The sequence below is a fragment of the Pseudomonas sp. 1L-E-NC-VB-C3 genome (assembly GCF_057291535.1).
Genome location: NZ_JBXAWD010000001.1, coordinates 605,043 through 622,660, shown reverse-complemented (window position 1 = coordinate 622,660; position 17,618 = coordinate 605,043). Strand labels below are relative to the sequence as shown.

Sequence of the window (17,618 nt, the reverse complement as noted above, 5' to 3'; positions counted from 1 at the left end):
GTCCGATTTATTCTCGCCCGGCGGTTCCCGGACTCGCGATGGATGTGTTTAGAATGGCCTTCGTCGCGAGTTGGCCGATTGTTTTCCGGACGCCGCGACGCGGGGTGAAACTGACCACTAAAACAAGAACAGAGACGTGCCCGATGATGACGGACGAGTGCCGGCCCTGCCGACCCGATCCGACGCGCGGCCGTCATAGCATGAAGTCGCCGGGATGGCGCTTCATCGTGGGATGCCATGAATTTCATTCTCTACTCGGACGTCAACGACAGCTCCATCAGTGCCAGTCTGGGGCGTCCGGAATACAGCTATTACTTTGTCCTCAAAGCCTATCGCCCGGTGCTGGAAAGCCTGGGGCGCGTGCACGTGGCCGGATCTGTCGCCGACGTCGATGTGATTTACCGGCAATTGCTCGCCGCAGGTGAAGACACTGTGTTCCTGTCCTTCACCCCACCGCAGAAGACCCCGGTTGATCTGGAATGCCCGACGATTTGCGTGGTGGCCTGGGAGTTCGATTCGATCCCCGATGAACAGTGGGACGACGATCCGCGTCAGGACTGGACACGCATGCTCGCACGCCACGGCCGGGTCATCACTCTGTCGAGCCACACGGCAACGGCCATCCGCCGCGCCATGGGCGAAGCGTTCCCGGTGCTGGTTTTGCCGACGCCGTTGTGGGACAGCTTCGCAACGATTCGTCAGCAACACCAACCCATGCCGGTCAATCCCAGGACTGCACTGGCGATCAAGGGCTGTATTTTCGATTCACGCACCCTCGGCCTGTCAGCCGATGCGCTGATCCCAACGCCAATCAGCCCTGAAGAGCAGGCTGCACTGGCCGCAGCAATTGAAGCCGCGCGCCCGCCACCGTTGACGTTCAAACGCCGACTGGTCATTGCTCGACATTATCTGCGCCTGTGGGTGCTGGATCTGGAACACGAGCAGGCGGAACCAGTGCCACGGGTGAAATTTCTGCACAACTGGTACTGGGAGGGCATTCGCGATCTGCTGCCGGACGCTTTGCATGGCTGGCTGCAACAGCGTTGGCCTGAGGTGTGCGGCGCTGCGCCGGTGCCCGTGATCGAACCGGCGCCACTCGATCTGCCGGACACCTCATCGGTGGTCGAAACCACAGTCGAGGGTGTGGTGTACGTCTCGGTATTCAATCCCAAGGATGGCCGCAAGAACTGGCATCGACTGATCAGCGCATTCTGCTGGGCGTTCCGCGAAACGCCCGACGCGACGCTGGTGCTCAAGATCACCCAGAATGATCTGGCGTCCTATTACAGCGAGTTGATGACCCTGCTGGCGCAACTCACACCGTTCGCCTGTCGGGTCGTGGTGATGCACGGTTACCTCGACGACGCGCAGTACGCCAGGCTCTATCAGGCGGCCAGTTTCTACGTCAACGCGTCACGTTGCGAAGGGCTATGCCTGCCCTTGATGGAGTTCATGTCCAGCGGTAAACCGGTGATCGCCCCCGATCACACGGCGATGGAAGATTACATCGATGACTCGGTGGCGTTCGTGGTCAGGTCCAGTGAAGAGCTGACGATCTGGCCGCAGGACACGCGGATCATCTACCGCACGCTGCGGCACCGCCCCGACTGGGGCTCGCTGAAAAACGCCTACGAAAACAGCTATCGAATGGCCAAGGCCCAGCCGCAGGAGTATCAGCGGATGTCTGCCGCCGCCGTCGCGCGCATGCAGCAATACTGCGCCTTCGCGCCGGTGCGCAAACGGCTCGCGGAGTTCTTTGCGCTGACAGCAGGCCCCACCGATGCTGCGCCTGTGACGGATAACGCCTCATGCTGATCATCATTCATTCGGAAACCAACCGGCACACCATTGCGCAGAACCTCGGGCGTTCGGAGTACAGCTATTACTTCGTGCTCAAGGAGTATCGTCCGGTGCTCGAACGCATCGGTCGGGTCGTGGAAGTGGCCGATCCGCAGACAGAAGTCGATGCTCTGTATCTGGAATGTCTGAGCCGTGGCGAGCCCTGCGTGTTTCTGTCGTTCTCGCCGCCGCATCGCACTCCCGTTCACCTGGCCTGTCCGACGCTGCCGGTGTTTGCGTGGGAGTTCAGCACGATCCCCAATGAAGCCTTCGCGGGCGAGCCGCGCAATGACTGGCGTAGCGTCTTGCATGCCTGTGGCGCAGCGATCACCCACTCCAGCTACACGGTCAATGCCGTGCACGAGGCGATGGGTGCCGAGTACCCGATCGTCGCGGTGCCGGCGCCGGTCTGGGACCGCTTTGCTGCCCGTGGCGCGAAAATGCCCGAGCAAGCCCTGGCCACCGCCTACAGCCTGACGATCAAAGGTCTGGTCGCGGACAGCCGCACCCTCAATCTGAATGCATTCGGGCCGGCGCACCTGCGCAGCGGCGACGGCATCGACTTCGCCGCGCCGGCCTCCGAGCAGACGCTGGTGCTTGACGGCGTGGTTTATACCTCGGTGTTCAATCCCGGTGACGGGCGCAAGAACTGGGAAGACATGCTCAGCGCTTTTTGCGTTAGTTTTCGCGATGTCGAAGACGCGACGCTGGTGCTCAAGCTCACTCACCACGACGCCGAAGAAGCGCTCAGCGATATCCTCCACCATTTGTACAAAAACCAGTCTTACCGCTGCCGCATCGTTCTGATCTACGGTTACCTTGCCGATCCGGACTACGAGCAACTGGTGCAGGCCACGCGGTATGTGGTCAACACCTCGTACGGTGAAGGCCAGTGCCTGCCGCTGATGGAATTCATGTCCTGCGGCAAGCCGGCGGTGGCGCCGCGTACCACGGCGATGATCGATTACCTGAGCACGGAAAATGCCTTTCTCATCGAGTCCACCGACGAGCTGACAGCCTGGCCCCACGACCCGCGCAAAGCCTTCCGAACCCTGCGTTATGTGACCAACTGGAGCTCATTGTGCGAGGCCTATCGGGCCAGTTACGACGTCGCGAAAAACCAGCCGCAGCGCTATGCCGAGATGTCGGCGCAGGCAGTCGTAAGTTTGCAGGCGTTCTGCAGCCAGACTGTGGCTGAACAGCGTTTGCGAGGGTTTCTGACGCAGTTGTTCGAGCATCGTGCGCCTGCTTTGGAAGCTCCCCAAGCATGAACGCCAAGCGCATCATGGACGTTGAAGTCCTGCGTGCGGTCGCGGTGCTCGCGGTGTTGTTCCACCATTTGCCGGACAATCTGTTCACTGACCCGGTGCCGTCGCTGGCCCGGATCCACGAATGGGCGCAGACGTGGTGGGGCGTCGACCTGTTTTTTGCGATCTCCGGTTTTGTCATCGCCCGCAGCTTGATCCCGGTGCTGCAAGGCTGCACGACGGGCCAGGAGCGCTGGCAACAGGTGCGCCATTTCTGGCTGCGCCGGGCTTTTCGCCTGTTGCCTTCGGCCTGGTTATGGCTGGCGGTGATCCTGCTGGCCTGTATGTTTTTCAACCGGTCCGGTGCGTTCGGTACGCTGTCCGCCAATCTTCAGGCGACCCTCGCCGGGGTACTGCAATACGCCAATTTCCGCTTCGCCGACAGCTTTTTCCAATACGAATACGGCAGCAGTTTCGTCTACTGGAGCCTGGCGCTGGAGGAGCAGTTCTACCTGCTCTTTCCGTTGCTGATCCTGTTGTTTCGCCGACACCTGGTCTGGGCATTGCTGGCGCTGGTGGCGGTGCAGATTCTGACTGTGCGCACGCCTTTGCTGATGGTAGTACGCACCGATGCGCTGGCCCTTGGCGTGCTGTTGGCGATGTGGAGTGCGCAGCCGGGTTTTCAGCGCTGGCAGCCCTCGTTCTTGCGCCGACCATGGCTTGGCATTTCAGCGTTGATGGTCATTGGAGCGCTGTTGAGCTTCATGGCCACGGACCGTTTTACCTTGGCCAGCTTCCGAATCGGTTCGATCGCCGTGCTCAGTGCGCTGCTGGTCTGGATCGCCTCGTACAACCGCAACTACCTGATGCCTGCCGGACGCTTGCAGCGGTTGCTGGCATGGATCGGCAGCCGCTCCTACGGTATCTACCTCATTCACATTCCGGCGTATCTATTGGTGCGTGAACTGATCTTTCGCTTGCAGAGCAGTGGCCTGCCGAGCCCCGCCGGACATCCCATCATTACGATGCTGATTGCCTTTGGCCTGATCGCGCTCCTCAGTGAACTCAACTACCGCGTGGTCGAAATGCCGATGCGCAATCGCGGTGCTGCACTGGTCAAGCGCCTCGGCACCTCCCGAACTGCAGTTACCTCACCCGGAGCCACCTCATGCTGAGCTTTTTGAAGAAACTCTCGGCGACAGCGCCTGCACAGCCTGCAGCAGAACCGGTCGCTGCGGTTGCCGACAAGGTTGATCCGTACTCGCTCGGCCTTTACGACGCGAAACTCAGCGGCTGGTACAACCAGGCGACCCACGAGCTGTACACGGGATTCCCTGTGAGTGCCGACGATACGTTGCTTGATGTCGGCTGCGGTGATGGCGGCAACGTGCACTTCTGCGGTATGCGTGGGGCGAAGATCATTCTTGCCGATATCGATACGGCCAAGGTCGAGGCCACGCGCCGGCGTCTGAGCGACACCCCGGCCCGGGACATCGAATGCCACGTTACCGACTGCAACCCGCTACCGATTGCCGAGGCAACGGCGACGCGTGTGGTCTCCACCGAGGTGATCGAGCATGTTGATGATCCCGCGCAGTTTCTCGCCGAACTGGTGCGTGTCGGCAAGCCGGGCGCTTTGTATCTGCTGAGCGTGCCGCATCCCAGCTCCGAGGACCTGCAAAAGGACATCGCCGCGCCGGAGTATTTCCAGAAACCCAATCACATACGCATTATCAGCGAAGACCAGTTCAAGGCCATGGTCAGCGACGCCGGGCTGGAGATCATCAGCCACAGTAAATATGGCTTCTACTGGTCGATGTGGATGATGTTGTTCTGGGAAGCCAAGGTCGATCTCAGCAACCCCGATCACCCGATGCTCGAGCACTGGGCCAATACCTGGCAAGCGGTGCTGGATTCCCCGCGCGGCGCGCAGATCAAGCAGGCGCTGGATGCGGTGGTGGCCAAGAGTCAGGTGATTATCGCGCGCAAGCCTGCGGCATCCCTGTAGGCGCTACGGCACGCTGCGATCTTTTGATCTGGAGTCTTGAAGCAAGATCAAAAGATCGCAGCCTCGTTTCACTCGTCAGCTCCTACACGGTTTTTGTGTAACCTTGCAGCCCTGTGGTTTCAGGGATTTTCAAGGTATGCGGTTGATTGTGTGTCTGTTCCTTGGCGTCTTGCTTGCGGGTTGCGAGCAACACGTCGCGCCGGCCCTCGACCAGCAACTCTACGTCTGGCAGCGCCAATGGACGCCTGCGCATGAACCGGCCTTGCGTGACAGTCGCGATGATTTCTCGACGCTGCGCGTGCTGGCATTGCAGGCCTTTCCCGGCGAACGGTGGAGCAGAGCGCGGGTTGATCCGGCATTGTTGAAAGCCGATGGCCGCCCTTTGATTGCAGTGATTCGCCTCGATGGCCAGCTGCAGTCGCTGGACCAGCAGCAGGTCACCGCGCAGATTCTGCAAGTCATCGCCGATTGGCAGGCGCAAGGCCTCACGTTGAGCGGCGTCGAGATCGATCACGACGCCGGTACAGCACGGCTGCCTGCGTATGCCCAATTGCTCAAAGATCTGCGCGCGACCTTGCCGCCATCGTTGCCTTTGAGCATCACCGCACTGCCGGCCTGGCTCGACAGCGCGCACTTGCCGGCGCTGTTGCAGAGCGTCGACAGCAGCGTGCTGCAAGTCCACGCCGTGAGCGATCCGCGACTGGGTCTTTTCGACGCCAGGCAGGCGTTGAAGTGGGCCAAGGCCTGGGCACATGTCAGCGACAAACCGTTCTATCTGGCGCTGCCGGCCTACGGCGTTGCGCTGTTGAGCGATGATGGTGGCGCGCCGGTAGTGGAAAGCGAAGTGCAACTGGAGCGCGGCGGGCAGCGCCGGGAATTGCTCGCCGATCCGCAGCAACTAAGCCAATTGGCCAAAACCTTGCGCGAGGATCCGCCTGAGCATCTGGCCGGGTTGATCTGGTTTCGCTTGCCGCTGACCAACGATCGTCGCGCCTGGAGCCTGACTACTTTGCGCGCCGTGGCGCGGGGCGATGTGCTGAAGAGTCATCTGCATCTGTCATTCAAAGGGCAGGGCGGACTCTATGACATCCAGCTCGATAACCGCGGCAATCTCGACAGTCCGTGGCCCGCGCAAATCACGCTGAAGGCGCAGGATTGTGCAGGCGCCGATGCGCTCGCCGGTTACTCGTTGCAACAAAGTGCCAATCTGCTTACCTTCACCCGCCTGCGTGACGGCCGCTTGCCGGCGGGCGGGCAGCGCGCTGTCGGTTGGGCGCGTTGTGCATATATTGATCAAGGAGGTTCGCATGTTGACCCGTAACTGGCCCCGCCATCTGCTCTGCCTGAGCCTCAGCCTGCCGCTGGGTTCGGCGCTGGCCTGCGGCCCGGACTTCCCGATGCGCTTGCTCGACAACCGCGCGCAGACCCTCGCCGATCTGCCCGAAGGCAGTTTCAGCTTCGAAATCAGTCGCCTGGGTAAAACCATTGCCGGGCTGAAAAACGTCACCGCAGCGACCCATAACCCCAACGACTATTCCGAAGACAACGCGTCAGAGCTGGCCCGCGAACAGGCTGAGCAGGTGGGCCTGAGCGCTGAGCAATACGCGGTGGTCAAGCGCCTGCGTGGGCTCAGCGATGCGCGTCAGGCCGAGGAGCAGGGCGCCAGTCTGCCGGCGGAAATACGTTTGTACGTCGCCGGCGCGGTGGCCTTTGCCACCGGTGATCATCAATTCGCCAGTGAGTATTTCAACAAGGTGCTGGCCCTGCCGGCAGACCAGCGTCCGTTGCGCAGCACGTGGTCGGCGTATTCCCTCGGGCGCATTGCCTTCGCCATGAGCAACGGGGCGCACGATCGCATCGAAGCGCTGGAGCAGGCGCGCGATGCCTTTCGCCAAGCCCGGCAACTGAGCATCGACGGCTTCAGCGATCCGCTGGAACTGGGCGTTGCCAGCCTCGGTGAAGAGGCGCGGGCGTTGCGCAGCGCGGGCGACTGGAGCGGCGCCATCGAACTGTACGAATCGCAGAACCTGCACGGTTCGGCCGTCGGTTATACCTCGCTCAAGCAACTGATGAACGAACTGGCCGAATTGCCGGAATCTCAGCTGGCCAAACTGCTGCAGCAGCCAGCAGTGCAGCAACTGGTCACGGCGTCGCTGGTCAGCCGCCAAGGCTGGTCATTTGGCGAGCAGCCGGCCAACGAAAAGAAATTGGTAACGCTGTTGCAGAGCAGCACCCGTGGCAGCCTCAACAATGCCGATCGACTGGCGGCGATGAGTTATCAACAGGGCGACTACGCGTCTGCCAAGGCCTTTCTGGTAAACGCCGGGGACGGCGGACTGGCCTGGTGGCTGCGGGCAAAACTGGCAGTGCGTGAGGGCGACACGACTGCCGCCGCTGCCGCCTACGCCAAAGCCGCCCAGGCCTTTCCGCAGAATGAAGACTGGGGATATCGCCGCACGCCGGACTGGGCGTTTGAAACGGTGCAGCCCAAATGTCGGGTGGAAGGCGAAAGCGCGATCCTGGCGCTGCAACGCGGCGAATACCTGCAAGCATTCGTGCAGCTGTATCGCAGCAACAGCCTTTACTGGTTCGATGCCGCCACCGTTGCCGAGCGGGTGCTGACGGTCGATGAGCTCAAGCGGTACGTCGATGAGAACGTGCCGGCGCCGCCGCCATTGACGCAGCAAGAGCGCGATAACTATGTGCCGCTGTCGGTGGCCGCCAACCTGCGCAATCTGCTCGGTCGGCGCTTGCTGCGTGAGGGCCGTTACGAGGAAGCGGTCGGTTATTTCGCCAGTGACGATCTGCAGCACAAGGCCCGGCTCTATGGCGAGCAACGGCTCAAGGCCGAGTCGGCGTGGTGGCCGAGCAAACGCGCCAGTGCGTTGTACAACGCCGCGTGGACAGCCCGGGAGTGGGGCATGGACATCCTCGGTTATGAGATGGCCCCTGATTACGCCACCTTCGGCGGCAATTACACGCTGGAGAGCACGAAGCTGGATGTCGGCCCGCTGATTTCCACGGCGGAAGTGCAGCGCCAGCAGGCCAGCGCCGCGCAACCGGATCAGCGTTATCACTATCGTTTTGTCGCCACGGCACTGGCCAGTCGCGCCGCCGATAACCTGCCGCACACCAGTCAGGCGTTTGCCGCCGTGTTGTGCAACGCGGCCGGCTGGAACAGCAGCCTTGAGGACCAGAGTGCGCTGTATCAGCGCTACGTCAAGGAAGGCCCTTATGTGCCGTGGGCGCAAGACTTCGGCAATCAATGCCCGTACCCGGACTTCGAAAATGCCGACAAGCGTTACGTTACCCAAGTGACCGATGCCGTGCGTGGGACGCTGCGGCCGTACAAGTGGCCGGTGCAGATCGGCGCGATCGTCGTAGTCGCGGCCATCGCGTTACTGCTGATCACCCGTCGTCAGCGCAAGGTGCGCAAAGGCTAGGCCTGTTGAATAAAGCTCAGGCGTACGGCGAAGCCAATCAACAGACTGCCGAACAACCATTGCTGAACGCGCTGGGCGGTTGGACTGTGTTGCAGCCAACGGCCCAGTGCCGCGCCAGTCAGGGCAACCACGCTGTCGAACAGCAGACCGACGGCGACCAGCACCATGCCAAGCACGGCAAACTGGCTCAGCACCGGCGCGCCGTGACTGACGATGAATTGCGGCAGCAGCACCGAGCAGAACAGCAACGCCTTGGGATTGAGCAGGTTGGTCAGCAAACCGCGACGGATCGCATCGCGCCACTGGCCGGGAACAGGTGCCTGCTCTTGGTTTTGCAGACGCGGTACCAGCGAGGTGCGCAAACACTGGATACCGATCCACAACAGATAGGCCGCGCCAGCGATGCGCACCACGTCAAAGGTCCACGGCGCTGTTTTGAACAGCGCCGCCAGCCCCAATGCTGCCAGTGCCACGTGGCAGGCGCGGGCGATGGCCAGGCCCAACGCCGTGGCCAGTGCCGCCGCTCGACCTTGCCGCGCACCGGTTTGCAATAGCAGGATCATGTCCGGTCCCGGCAGTAGCAGAACCACAGCCAAGGTCAGAATAAACAGCCACAGAGTTGCCACATCACACCCCTTTTCGATATCGATTTGCTCGGGCCAGTCTAGAGCGAGGGGGCGGGGCAGGTGCTTGCGTAATCAGCTTCAAAATTCTATTTGTTTGGCATAACCTGCTGGTTTTCCAGTCTGTAACTATCGGGATCTGCCAAAGATGAAACTCGACGCTTATGACCGCAAGATTCTCGCTGCGCTGCAGCGCAACGGCCGCCTGAGCAATGTCGAGCTGGCGGAACAAATCGGCCTGTCGGCCTCACCGTGTCTGCGCCGGGTGCGCATGCTGGAAGAGGCGGGGGTGATCCGGGGCTACCAAGCCAATCTGGATCGCGATGAAGTCGGGCTGGGGCTGACGGTGTTTGTCGGGGTCAAGGTCGAGCGGCACAACGAAGAACGCGCCGAGGCTTTTTATGCCGCCGTCACTGCACTGCCCGAGGTGGTCTCGGCGTTTCTGGTGTCCGGCGAATCGGACTTTTTGTTGCAGGTAGTGGTGCCTGACTTGCGCGCTTATGACCGCTTTGTCAGCGGCCATCTGCTCAAGCTTCCGGGTGTGAGCGATATTCGCAGCAACTTTGCCATTCACACGGTGAAAGCGCCGGGGGCGTTGCCGTTGGGGCATCTGCCGCTGTAGATCGGGTGGCGCCATTCGCGAGCAGGCTCGCTCCCACAGGGGGAACGCATTCCAAAGTGGGAGCGAGCCTGCTCGCGAAGACGGCGGCAAGATTTGGAACCTACATCTGCGTCGCCATCCCCTCGACATTCATCGCTGCCTGCCGCAATGCTTCCGAACGCGTCGGGTGCGGATGGCAGGTCAGGGCAATGTCCTCGGCCGAGGCGCTGAACTCCATCGCCACACAGAACTCGCCGATCATCTCGCTCACGCTCGGCCCGACCAGATGCACGCCGAGCACTTCGTCCGTGCGCTCGTCGGCGAGGACTTTGGCAAAGCCTTCTGTTTCGTGATTGATCTTCGCCCGGCTGTTGGCGGTGAAGGGAAACTTGCCGACCTTGTAGGCACGGCCCTCGGCCTTGAGCTGTTCTTCGGTCTGGCCGACGCTGGCCAGTTCCGGTTGGGTGTAGATGACGTTGGGGATCAGCGCGTAATTGACCTCGCCGGCCTTGCCGTGGATCTGCTCGACGCAGGCCATGGCCTCGTCTTCTGCCTTGTGCGCGAGCATCGGCCCGGACGTGACGTCGCCGATCACCCAGACCCCGGCGGCTTCGGTGCGATGTTGCTTGTTGGCGAGCATGCCGCGTTTGTCGGCACTCAGGCCGACGTTCTCCAGCCCCAGGCCCTTGGTGTACGGCCGGCGCCCGATGGCCACCAGCACATAGTCGGCTTCGATCAGCTCAGCCGTGCCACCGGCGGCAGGCTCGACGCTCAGCTGCACACCTGTAGCTGAGCTGGTGGCGCTGGTGACCTTCGAGCTCAGTTTGAAGGCAATGCCTTGCTTGCTCAGCGCGCGCTGCAAGGTCTTGCCGGCCTCGCCATCGACGCCGGGGCAGATGCGATCAAGGTATTCGACCACGGTGACCTGCGCGCCGAGTCGGCGCCATACCGAACCCAGCTCCAGGCCGATCACCCCGGCACCAATGACCACCAGATGTTTGGGCACTTCACTCAACGACAGCGCGCCGGTGGAATCGAGGATGCGCTGGTTGTCGATCTCGACGCCGGGAAGGGGAGTGGGTTCGGAGCCGGTGGCAATGATGATGTCCTTGGCGCTGAGTTCGCTCTTGTTGCCTTGGGCGTCGGTCACCGTCACTTTGCCCGGGCCGTCGATATGGCCCCAACCCTTGATCCAGTCGACTTTGTTCTTGCGAAACAGAAATTCGATGCCCTTGGTCAGGCCGGCGACGCTTTCGTCCTTCTGCTTCATCATCTGCGCGAGGTTCAGCGTCGGTTTGACCTCGATGCCGAGATTGGCGAACTCTGTCCCCACCGCAGCGGCGTACAGCTCCGACGCGTGCAGCAAGGCTTTGGACGGCATGCAACCGACGTTCAGACAGGTGCCGCCGAGGGTTGCACGTCCTTCGACGCAAGCGGCCTTGAGCCCGAGCTGACCGGCGCGGATCGCTGCGTTATAACCGCCGGGGCCACCGCCCAGAATTACCACGTCATAGTTGCTCATGCGCTTGCTCCAGATTGCTCGATGGGGATAGCCAAGATTAGTTGCGATAAAGATTATGTGCGTAATATGAGCTTCGTCGAACATTTCGGTCAAGGCTTCAGGCAAGCGACAGCTGCGGCATCTTTGAATAGATGCAATTGTGTACGAATATTTCACAGTGTCCGTTATATCGTAACGCTATGAACGCTGAGCCTACATTTTCGGGGTGTTATGCAAGTCGATCTTGAGTTGGAAGCCACGCCAGTCACCGGGCTGCCGCGCTTTCAGCAGGCAGCCGCGCAGTCACGCAAATTGCGTCGGTTGGCGTATGGACTCGGCGCAGTGGCCGCGTCGGGCTGGGTGCTGGCGTTTTTCGTCGGCCTGTTTGCGCCGCAGTCCCTGTGGTTATCGTTATTGGTCAATCAGAGCGCGGCGTTGCTGGTACTGGTCGCCGGGTTGCAATCGGCGTGGTGGGTGACGCAATGGCGCGCGCGGGTGATGCATCCGCCCGCCTCGCAATCGACCGTCGTGGAAGAGGGCGGCGCAGCCGAGGGCTGGTACGAAAGGCTTCTGGAGCGCTTGAGTCAGCAGAGCCGCCATGTGCTTGGACAAATCGGCGCGCCGACGTTGTGGCTCGGCGGTTGGGCGTTGCTGGTTCTGCTTGGTATTGAGCAGGTGTGGAATCTCACGTTGCCTGCGGCGGCCTTGGGGCTGTCGGCGAGCATCGGTGCGGCATTGGCGTTGTTGCTGGCGTTTGCCCTGCTGGTGCTGGAGCGGCAACTGGCGCAGGTACCGCCGGCGCAATGGCCGGAAGCGGCTGCGCTGGCACAACTGACCCGGGCGGTGATCATCACCCTGTTGATCGGTGCGCTGTGTCTGTTGTTTGCCAGCGAAAGCGCAGTCTGGCCGGTACGCGTGGCGGTGCTCAGCGCAGTCCTGCCAATGTTGGTTACCGTCGAACTGTTGTTGCGCGCGGTGCTGTCTGTTTTCAGCCCGCGCCGCGAACAACTCGAACCGACCCTGCTGGCGCGCAGTTTTATCGCCGATATGCTGCGTTGGCCGCCGCAGCCGTGGCTGGCGTTACAGCATGAAATGCACAACCGTTTCGGCATCGATTTGCGCCAGATCTGGGCCTTCAGTTACATGCGCCGGGCGTTGTTGCCGGTGTTGGCAGTGGTCGCCCTTTGCGGTTGGCTGCTGACAGGGGTACATGAAATTCCCCTGCAAGGTCGCGGCATCTATGAGCGCTTCGGTAAACCGGTACAGGTTTTCGGCCCGGGTTTGCATAGCGGGTTGCCTTGGCCATTGGGGCGTGTGATCTCCGTTGAAAACGGCGTGGTCCATGAACTGGCAACCAGTGTCGGCGACAAGCCAGTCGCCGTGCAGTCCGACTCCGCTGAAGGCCCGGCGCCGCTGACCGCCAACCGTTTGTGGGACGCCAGCCACGTCAATGACAAATCCCAGGTCATCGCCAGCAGCCGCGGCGCGCAACAGGGCCTGCAAATCGTCAACATGGACGTGCGCTTCGTTTATCGCATCGGTTTGAACGACGAGGCGGCACTCGCCGCGACTTATAACAGCGCCGATGTAACGACGCTGATTCGCAGCACCGCCAGCCGCATCCTGGTTCACGATTTTGCCTCGCGCACCCTCGACGGTCTGCTCGGCGACGACAGGGCAGGGCTGGCCGAGGAAATCGGTCGCTCGGTGCAAAGCGATCTGAACAGATTGAACAGTGGTGTGGAGATCCTTGCCACAGTCGTCGAAGCGATTCATCCACCGGCCGGCGCGGCGAATGCCTATCACAGTGTGCAAGCGGCGCAGATCGGCGCGCAGGCGTTGATCGCTCGCGAACGCGGGGCGGCTGCGCAGGCCACTAACGAGGCGCAGTTGCAGGCGAGCGCGGCGCGGGATCAGGCAATGGCAAACGCGCGGGAGATCAACGCCGCTGCGCAAACCGCCGACCTGAAGTTCAGCGCCGAGCAGAAAGCCTTCGCCAGTGCTGGCCAGGCGTTTGTGCTGGAGCAATACCTCAGCCAGCTCAGTCAGGGCTTGAGTAAAGCCAGGTTGCTGGTGCTCGACCATCGACTTGGCGGGAGCGCAAATGCGCCAACCATCGATCTGCGTACTTTCACACTGCCGACTGATCCGTCGCCCGCCCGTACCACCGCTCAACCAGGAGCCACCCATTGAGCCAGTCGCCTGTTCATGACGTTCACGACCACAGCGGCCACGACCACGGCCACGGCGGGCATCACCATCATCATGGTCATCATCACCATCACGGCGAGGTGCCAGAAGCCGGACCATTTCCATGGCGGCGTATGGCCTGGGCTGCGTTGCTGGTGGCGTTTGCCATTACCGCCGCGAGTCTGGTGCAAGTGCGCTCCGGCGAAGCCACGGTCATCACCCGTTTCGGAAATCCGTCGCGGGTATTGGTTGATCCCGGTTTGAGCTGGCGCTGGCCTGCGCCGTTCGAAGCGGCGATTCCAGTGGACTTGCGTCTACGTACCACCTCAAGTGGTTTGCAGGACGTCGGCACCAAGGACGGTTTGCGCATCATCGTTCAGGCCTACGTGGCGTGGCAGGTGCAGGGTGATCCTGAACACGTGCAGCGTTTCATGCGTGCCGTGCAGAATCAGCCGGATGAAGCGGCGCGGCAGATTCGCACCTTTGTCGGTTCAGCACTGGAGACCACGGCCAGCAGTTTCGATCTGGCCAATCTGGTCAGCACCGATGCCAGGCAAGTTCGCATTGGCGATTTTGAAGCGCAGTTGCGTCAGCAGATCGACCAACAGTTGCTCGCCACTTATGGCGTGCGCGTGGTGCAGGTCGGTATCGAGCGGCTGACTTTGCCCTCGGTCACGCTCAGTGCCACGGTCGATCGCATGCGCGCCGAGCGTGAAACCATTGCTACGGAACGTACAGCGATCGGCAAACGCGAAGCGGCGCAAATTCGCTCCGCCGCCGAGCGCGATGCGCGAATCGTCCAGGCTGATGCGACGGTGAAAGCCGCCGACATTGAAGCGCAATCGCGAGTCGAGGCTGCGCAGATTTATGGACGCGCCTACGCCAGCTCGCCGCAGCTTTACAACCTGCTGCGCTCGCTCGATACCCTCGGCACCATTGTCACACCGGACACCAAATTGATTCTGCGCACCGATGCTGCGCCGTTCCGTGTGTTGGTCGACGGCCCACCGATGCTCGACAACAAAGCCGGATTGCAGCCATGAGCGAAGAAGTTCCACGTGGAACACATGCGTTGAACAGTCCATGGATTCAGGCGGGGCGGCTGGCTTTTATCGCGCTGTATGCGATCACGGTGCTGGCGGCGCTGGCATGGGCATTCTCCAATGTCCGGCAGATTGATCCGCAAAACCGCGCAGTAGTACTGCACTTCGGCGCGCTGGATCGCGTTCAGAATGCCGGGCTGTTATGGGCGTGGCCGCAACCCTTTGAGCAGGTGGTTCTGTTGCCGGCGGCTGATCGGGTGATCGAGCGTCGAGTGGAAAATCTGTTGCGCAGTGACGAGGCGCTGAAGGCTGACCGGGTGGCGTCCTTCGCTACGCCATTGAGCGATGCACTTGCCGGGTCTGGTTATTTATTGACCGGTGACGCCGGCGTAGTGCAACTGGACGTGCGAGTGTTTTACCAAGTCTCCGATCCCTATGCGTTCGTGTTACAGGGTGAACATGTGCTACCGGCGCTCGATCGGTTGGTGACGCGCAGCGCCGTGGCCCTGAACGCCGCGCGAGACCTCGACACCATTCTGGTCGCTCGCCCGGAATTGATCGGCGCCGACAATCAGGCAGCCGAGCGCCGTGAGCGATTGCGCGGTGATCTGGTGCAAGGCATCAACGCGCGTCTTGCTGAACTGAAGGCGAGCGGGCAGGGCATCGGTATCGAGGTGTCGCGGGTCGATGTGCAATCGAGTCTGCCGGAGCCAGCGATCACTGCTTTCAATGCGGTTCTGACGGCCAGTCAGCAGGCTGACAAAGCAGTGGCTAACGCGCGCACCGATGCCGAGAAACTTGCCCAGTCCGCCAACGAACAGGCAGACCGCACGCTCCAGGTGGCTCACGCGCAGGCAGGCGAGCGTCTTGCAAAAGCCTCAACCGATACCGCAACCGTCACGAGCCTGGCCACGTCTGCCGACCCGCAAATGCTCCTGCGTCTGTATCGCGAGCGCATACCGAAGATCCTGGATCAGGCCGGGTCGGTCACCACCGTCAATCCGAAAGACGATTCCCGGTTGATCATTCAAGGAGCCAGTCAATGACGGCGACCACCGCTGCTCCAAGTCTGTTGTCCTCGGCCGAACAACGTCGCGCCGCGCGCCAATTGACCCTGGCGATGCTTGCGCTCGGGCTGCTGGGTGTGGGGCTGGTCTGGCGCTGGATACTCCCGGAGCAAATCGGTGTCAGCCAACTGCTGCTGGGTTTCGCTTCTTTGCTCGTAGCGGTTCCGGTGATGCGGTCGGCCTGGTACAGCCTGCGTTATCCAAGCCTGCACGGCATTACCGATCAATTGATTGCGCTGGCCATGCTCGGTGCCTGGGCGACCGGTGATCTGCTCACCGCGGCGTTGTTGCCAATCATCATGATCTTCGGCCATGTGCTCGAGGAGCGCAGCGTCATCGGTTCCCAGGAAGCGATCAATGCGCTTGGCCGGCTGACCCGCAGCCATGCGCGCAAGCTGCAGGCAGACGGTTCGATCATCGAAGTGGACAACCGCACGCTCAGTGCTGGCGATATTGTCGAGGTGCGGGCCGGTGATCGGGTGCCGGCGGACGGTCGGGTATTGTCCGGCCAGGCGAGTCTCGATACGGCGTCGATTACCGGTGAATCGGTACCGGTGGAAGCGGGCGTGGGCATGCTGGTGTTCGGCGGCGCGATCAACCTCGATGGATTGCTGCGCGTCGAAGTCACCCGCATCGGCGACGAATCCACCTTGGGCAAAGTCATCGCCCTGATGCAAAACGCCGAGCGCTCGAAACCGCCGATCACGCGATTGCTCGAACGCTATGCCGGCAGTTACATGGTGCTGGTCTTGTTGCTGGCGGCGGTGACCTGGTTCGTCACCCATGATGCACAGGCGATGCTCGCGGTGCTGGTGGCGGCGTGTCCGTGTGCGTTGGTGCTGTCGGCGCCGGCCACGGCGATTGCCGGTGTCGCCGTCGCCGCGCGCCACGGGATTCTGATTCGCAGCTCGGCGTTCCTCGAAGAACTTGCCGATCTGACCTCGCTGGTGGTCGACAAGACCGGCACGCTGACTTACGGCACGTTGCGTTTGCAGTCGATCGACAGCCTCAGTGTGGACACTAAAGAAGTGCAGGCGCTGGCCGCCAGTCTTGGCGCGGCGAGCAGTCATCCGGTGAGCCGGGCACTCGCCGGGATGGCCGATCAGGAAGCCTATTGGCCTCTGACCAAAATCCATGAGCGCCAAGGCTTGGGCGTAGTGGCGACGACAGAGAAGGGCGAAGCTGCGCTCGGTCGTCCAGAGTTGTTCGCGCAACTGGGCATCACAACGCCCCTCGTTCCTGAACACGATGGCCCGATTGCCGGCCTGGCTTTGAACGGTGAATTCCTCGCCTGGCTGCTGCTAGCAGACAGCATCAAACCGGAAGCGCGCTTTGCCTTGAGCGAATTGCGCGAACTGGGGCTGGGACGCCAACTCCTGTTGACCGGTGATCGTCAGAGCGTTGCCCTAACCCTGGCGCAGGAAGTCGGGCTGAACGAAGTGCAGGCGCAAGCGCTACCGGAGGACAAACTCAATCGCGTGCTCAAGGAAATCGATCACGGCTTCCGCCCGATGGTGGTCGGTGACGGCATCAACGATTCACTCGCGCTCAAGGCCGGCGTGGTCGGCGTGGCGATGGGCGCTGGCGGGGCCGATATTGCGCTGGCTTCAGCGGACATTGTGTTGATCGGCAGCGATTTGCGCCGCCTCGGTACCTGCGTGCGCTTGAGTCGTCAGTGCCGGCGTACTTTGCAGGTCAATGTGATCATCGGTCTGGGCTGGACCCTGGCGATCGTGGTCTTCGCGGCTTTCGGTTGGCTTGGCGCGGCCGGGGCGATGATCGCGGCGCTGCTGCATAACCTGAGTACCTTGTTGGTGTTGGGCAACGCCGGACGTTTGCTGCGCTTTCAGGAGCCATTGCTCCGGCTCGACCCTCAGGCTAAATGAAAGAAAATTCATCGAACCGCCGAGTGCACAGGCAGTCATCTATCGTAAGGCACGCCGCCTGTGGCGTTCAGCCGATGTGCCGATCACGATAGACAAGGCCGATCGAATCGATAGCCTGCTATTTTTCAAGGTTGGTCTACCCTCAGATCAGACGTCTGAAACAAGGGGGG

The 17,618-nt window shown here is 61.6% G+C and carries 13 protein-coding genes; 11 read left to right on the top strand and 2 right to left on the bottom strand.

Features of this window, described 5'->3' with window-relative positions; all coding sequences use genetic code 11:
* The first annotated feature begins 237 nt into the window (after positions 1-237).
* From AC0Z5Z_RS02800 to AC0Z5Z_RS02775, 6 genes are all read left to right on the top strand, one after another.
* A complete protein-coding gene (locus AC0Z5Z_RS02800; protein WP_485610671.1) occupies positions 238-1,815 on the top strand; it encodes a glycosyltransferase in 1,578 nt (525 codons plus the stop codon).
* Positions 1,809-3,110: a glycosyltransferase gene (locus AC0Z5Z_RS02795; RefSeq protein ID WP_056791055.1), complete on the top strand. Its 1,302-nt coding sequence runs from the start codon at positions 1,809-1,811 to the stop codon at positions 3,108-3,110. The genes AC0Z5Z_RS02800 and AC0Z5Z_RS02795 overlap by 7 nt, the downstream gene beginning before the upstream one ends.
* A complete protein-coding gene (locus AC0Z5Z_RS02790; protein ID WP_485610670.1) occupies positions 3,107-4,261 on the top strand; it encodes an acyltransferase family protein in 1,155 nt (384 codons plus the stop codon). The genes AC0Z5Z_RS02795 and AC0Z5Z_RS02790 overlap by 4 nt, the downstream gene beginning before the upstream one ends.
* Positions 4,255-5,094, top strand: a complete 840-nt coding sequence (locus tag AC0Z5Z_RS02785) for a class I SAM-dependent methyltransferase (RefSeq protein WP_485610669.1) — start codon at positions 4,255-4,257, stop codon at positions 5,092-5,094. Before AC0Z5Z_RS02790 ends, AC0Z5Z_RS02785 begins: the two co-directional genes overlap by 7 nt.
* A gap of 136 nt (positions 5,095-5,230) precedes the next feature.
* Positions 5,231-6,415 carry a DUF3142 domain-containing protein gene (locus AC0Z5Z_RS02780; protein ID WP_485610668.1) on the top strand — a complete coding sequence of 395 codons (1,185 nt, stop codon included), beginning with the start codon at positions 5,231-5,233 and terminating at the stop codon, positions 6,413-6,415.
* The gene (locus AC0Z5Z_RS02775; RefSeq protein WP_485610667.1) at positions 6,402-8,537 is read left to right on the top strand and encodes a hypothetical protein; all 2,136 of its coding nucleotides are present in this window, start codon (positions 6,402-6,404) and stop codon (positions 8,535-8,537) included. Before AC0Z5Z_RS02780 ends, AC0Z5Z_RS02775 begins: the two co-directional genes overlap by 14 nt.
* Here the strand turns inward: AC0Z5Z_RS02775 and AC0Z5Z_RS02770 are convergent.
* Positions 8,534-9,163 carry a LysE family translocator gene (locus tag AC0Z5Z_RS02770; protein WP_485610666.1) on the bottom strand — a complete coding sequence of 210 codons (630 nt, stop codon included), beginning with the start codon at positions 9,161-9,163 and terminating at the stop codon, positions 8,534-8,536. The two genes, AC0Z5Z_RS02775 and AC0Z5Z_RS02770, sit on opposite strands and share 4 nt — an antisense overlap.
* A 145-nt stretch (positions 9,164-9,308) precedes the next feature.
* On the opposite strand from AC0Z5Z_RS02770, the gene AC0Z5Z_RS02765 reads away from it, so the two are divergent.
* Positions 9,309-9,782, top strand: coding sequence for an Lrp/AsnC family transcriptional regulator (locus AC0Z5Z_RS02765; RefSeq protein ID WP_056791036.1), 474 nt, complete (start codon positions 9,309-9,311; stop codon positions 9,780-9,782).
* Positions 9,783-9,882: 100 nt separating this feature from the next.
* On the opposite strand, the gene lpdA is transcribed toward AC0Z5Z_RS02765, so the two are convergent.
* Complete coding sequence (lpdA, locus tag AC0Z5Z_RS02760; RefSeq protein ID WP_252885060.1) at positions 9,883-11,283, bottom strand: dihydrolipoyl dehydrogenase; 1,401 nt, start codon at positions 11,281-11,283, stop codon at positions 9,883-9,885.
* A gap of 210 nt (positions 11,284-11,493) precedes the next feature.
* On the opposite strand from lpdA, the gene hflK (AC0Z5Z_RS02755) reads away from it, so the two are divergent.
* The 4 genes from hflK (AC0Z5Z_RS02755) to AC0Z5Z_RS02740 are packed head-to-tail and all read left to right on the top strand — an operon-like array spanning position 11,494 to position 17,448.
* Positions 11,494-13,455, top strand: coding sequence for a protease modulator HflK (gene hflK / locus AC0Z5Z_RS02755; protein ID WP_485610665.1), 1,962 nt, complete (start codon positions 11,494-11,496; stop codon positions 13,453-13,455).
* Positions 13,452-14,495 (top strand): protease modulator HflC, encoded by a 1,044-nt coding sequence (gene hflC, locus AC0Z5Z_RS02750; protein ID WP_485610664.1) that lies wholly within the window; start codon positions 13,452-13,454, stop codon positions 14,493-14,495. Before hflK (AC0Z5Z_RS02755) ends, hflC begins: the two co-directional genes overlap by 4 nt.
* Positions 14,492-15,541, top strand: coding sequence for a protease modulator HflK (gene hflK, locus AC0Z5Z_RS02745; protein ID WP_485610663.1), 1,050 nt, complete (start codon positions 14,492-14,494; stop codon positions 15,539-15,541). Before hflC ends, hflK (AC0Z5Z_RS02745) begins: the two co-directional genes overlap by 4 nt.
* On the top strand, positions 15,538-17,448 hold the full coding sequence (locus tag AC0Z5Z_RS02740; RefSeq protein WP_095181187.1) for a heavy metal translocating P-type ATPase: 1,911 nt from the start codon (positions 15,538-15,540) through the stop codon (positions 17,446-17,448). The genes hflK (AC0Z5Z_RS02745) and AC0Z5Z_RS02740 overlap by 4 nt, the downstream gene beginning before the upstream one ends.
* Positions 17,449-17,618: the final 170 nt, after the last annotated feature.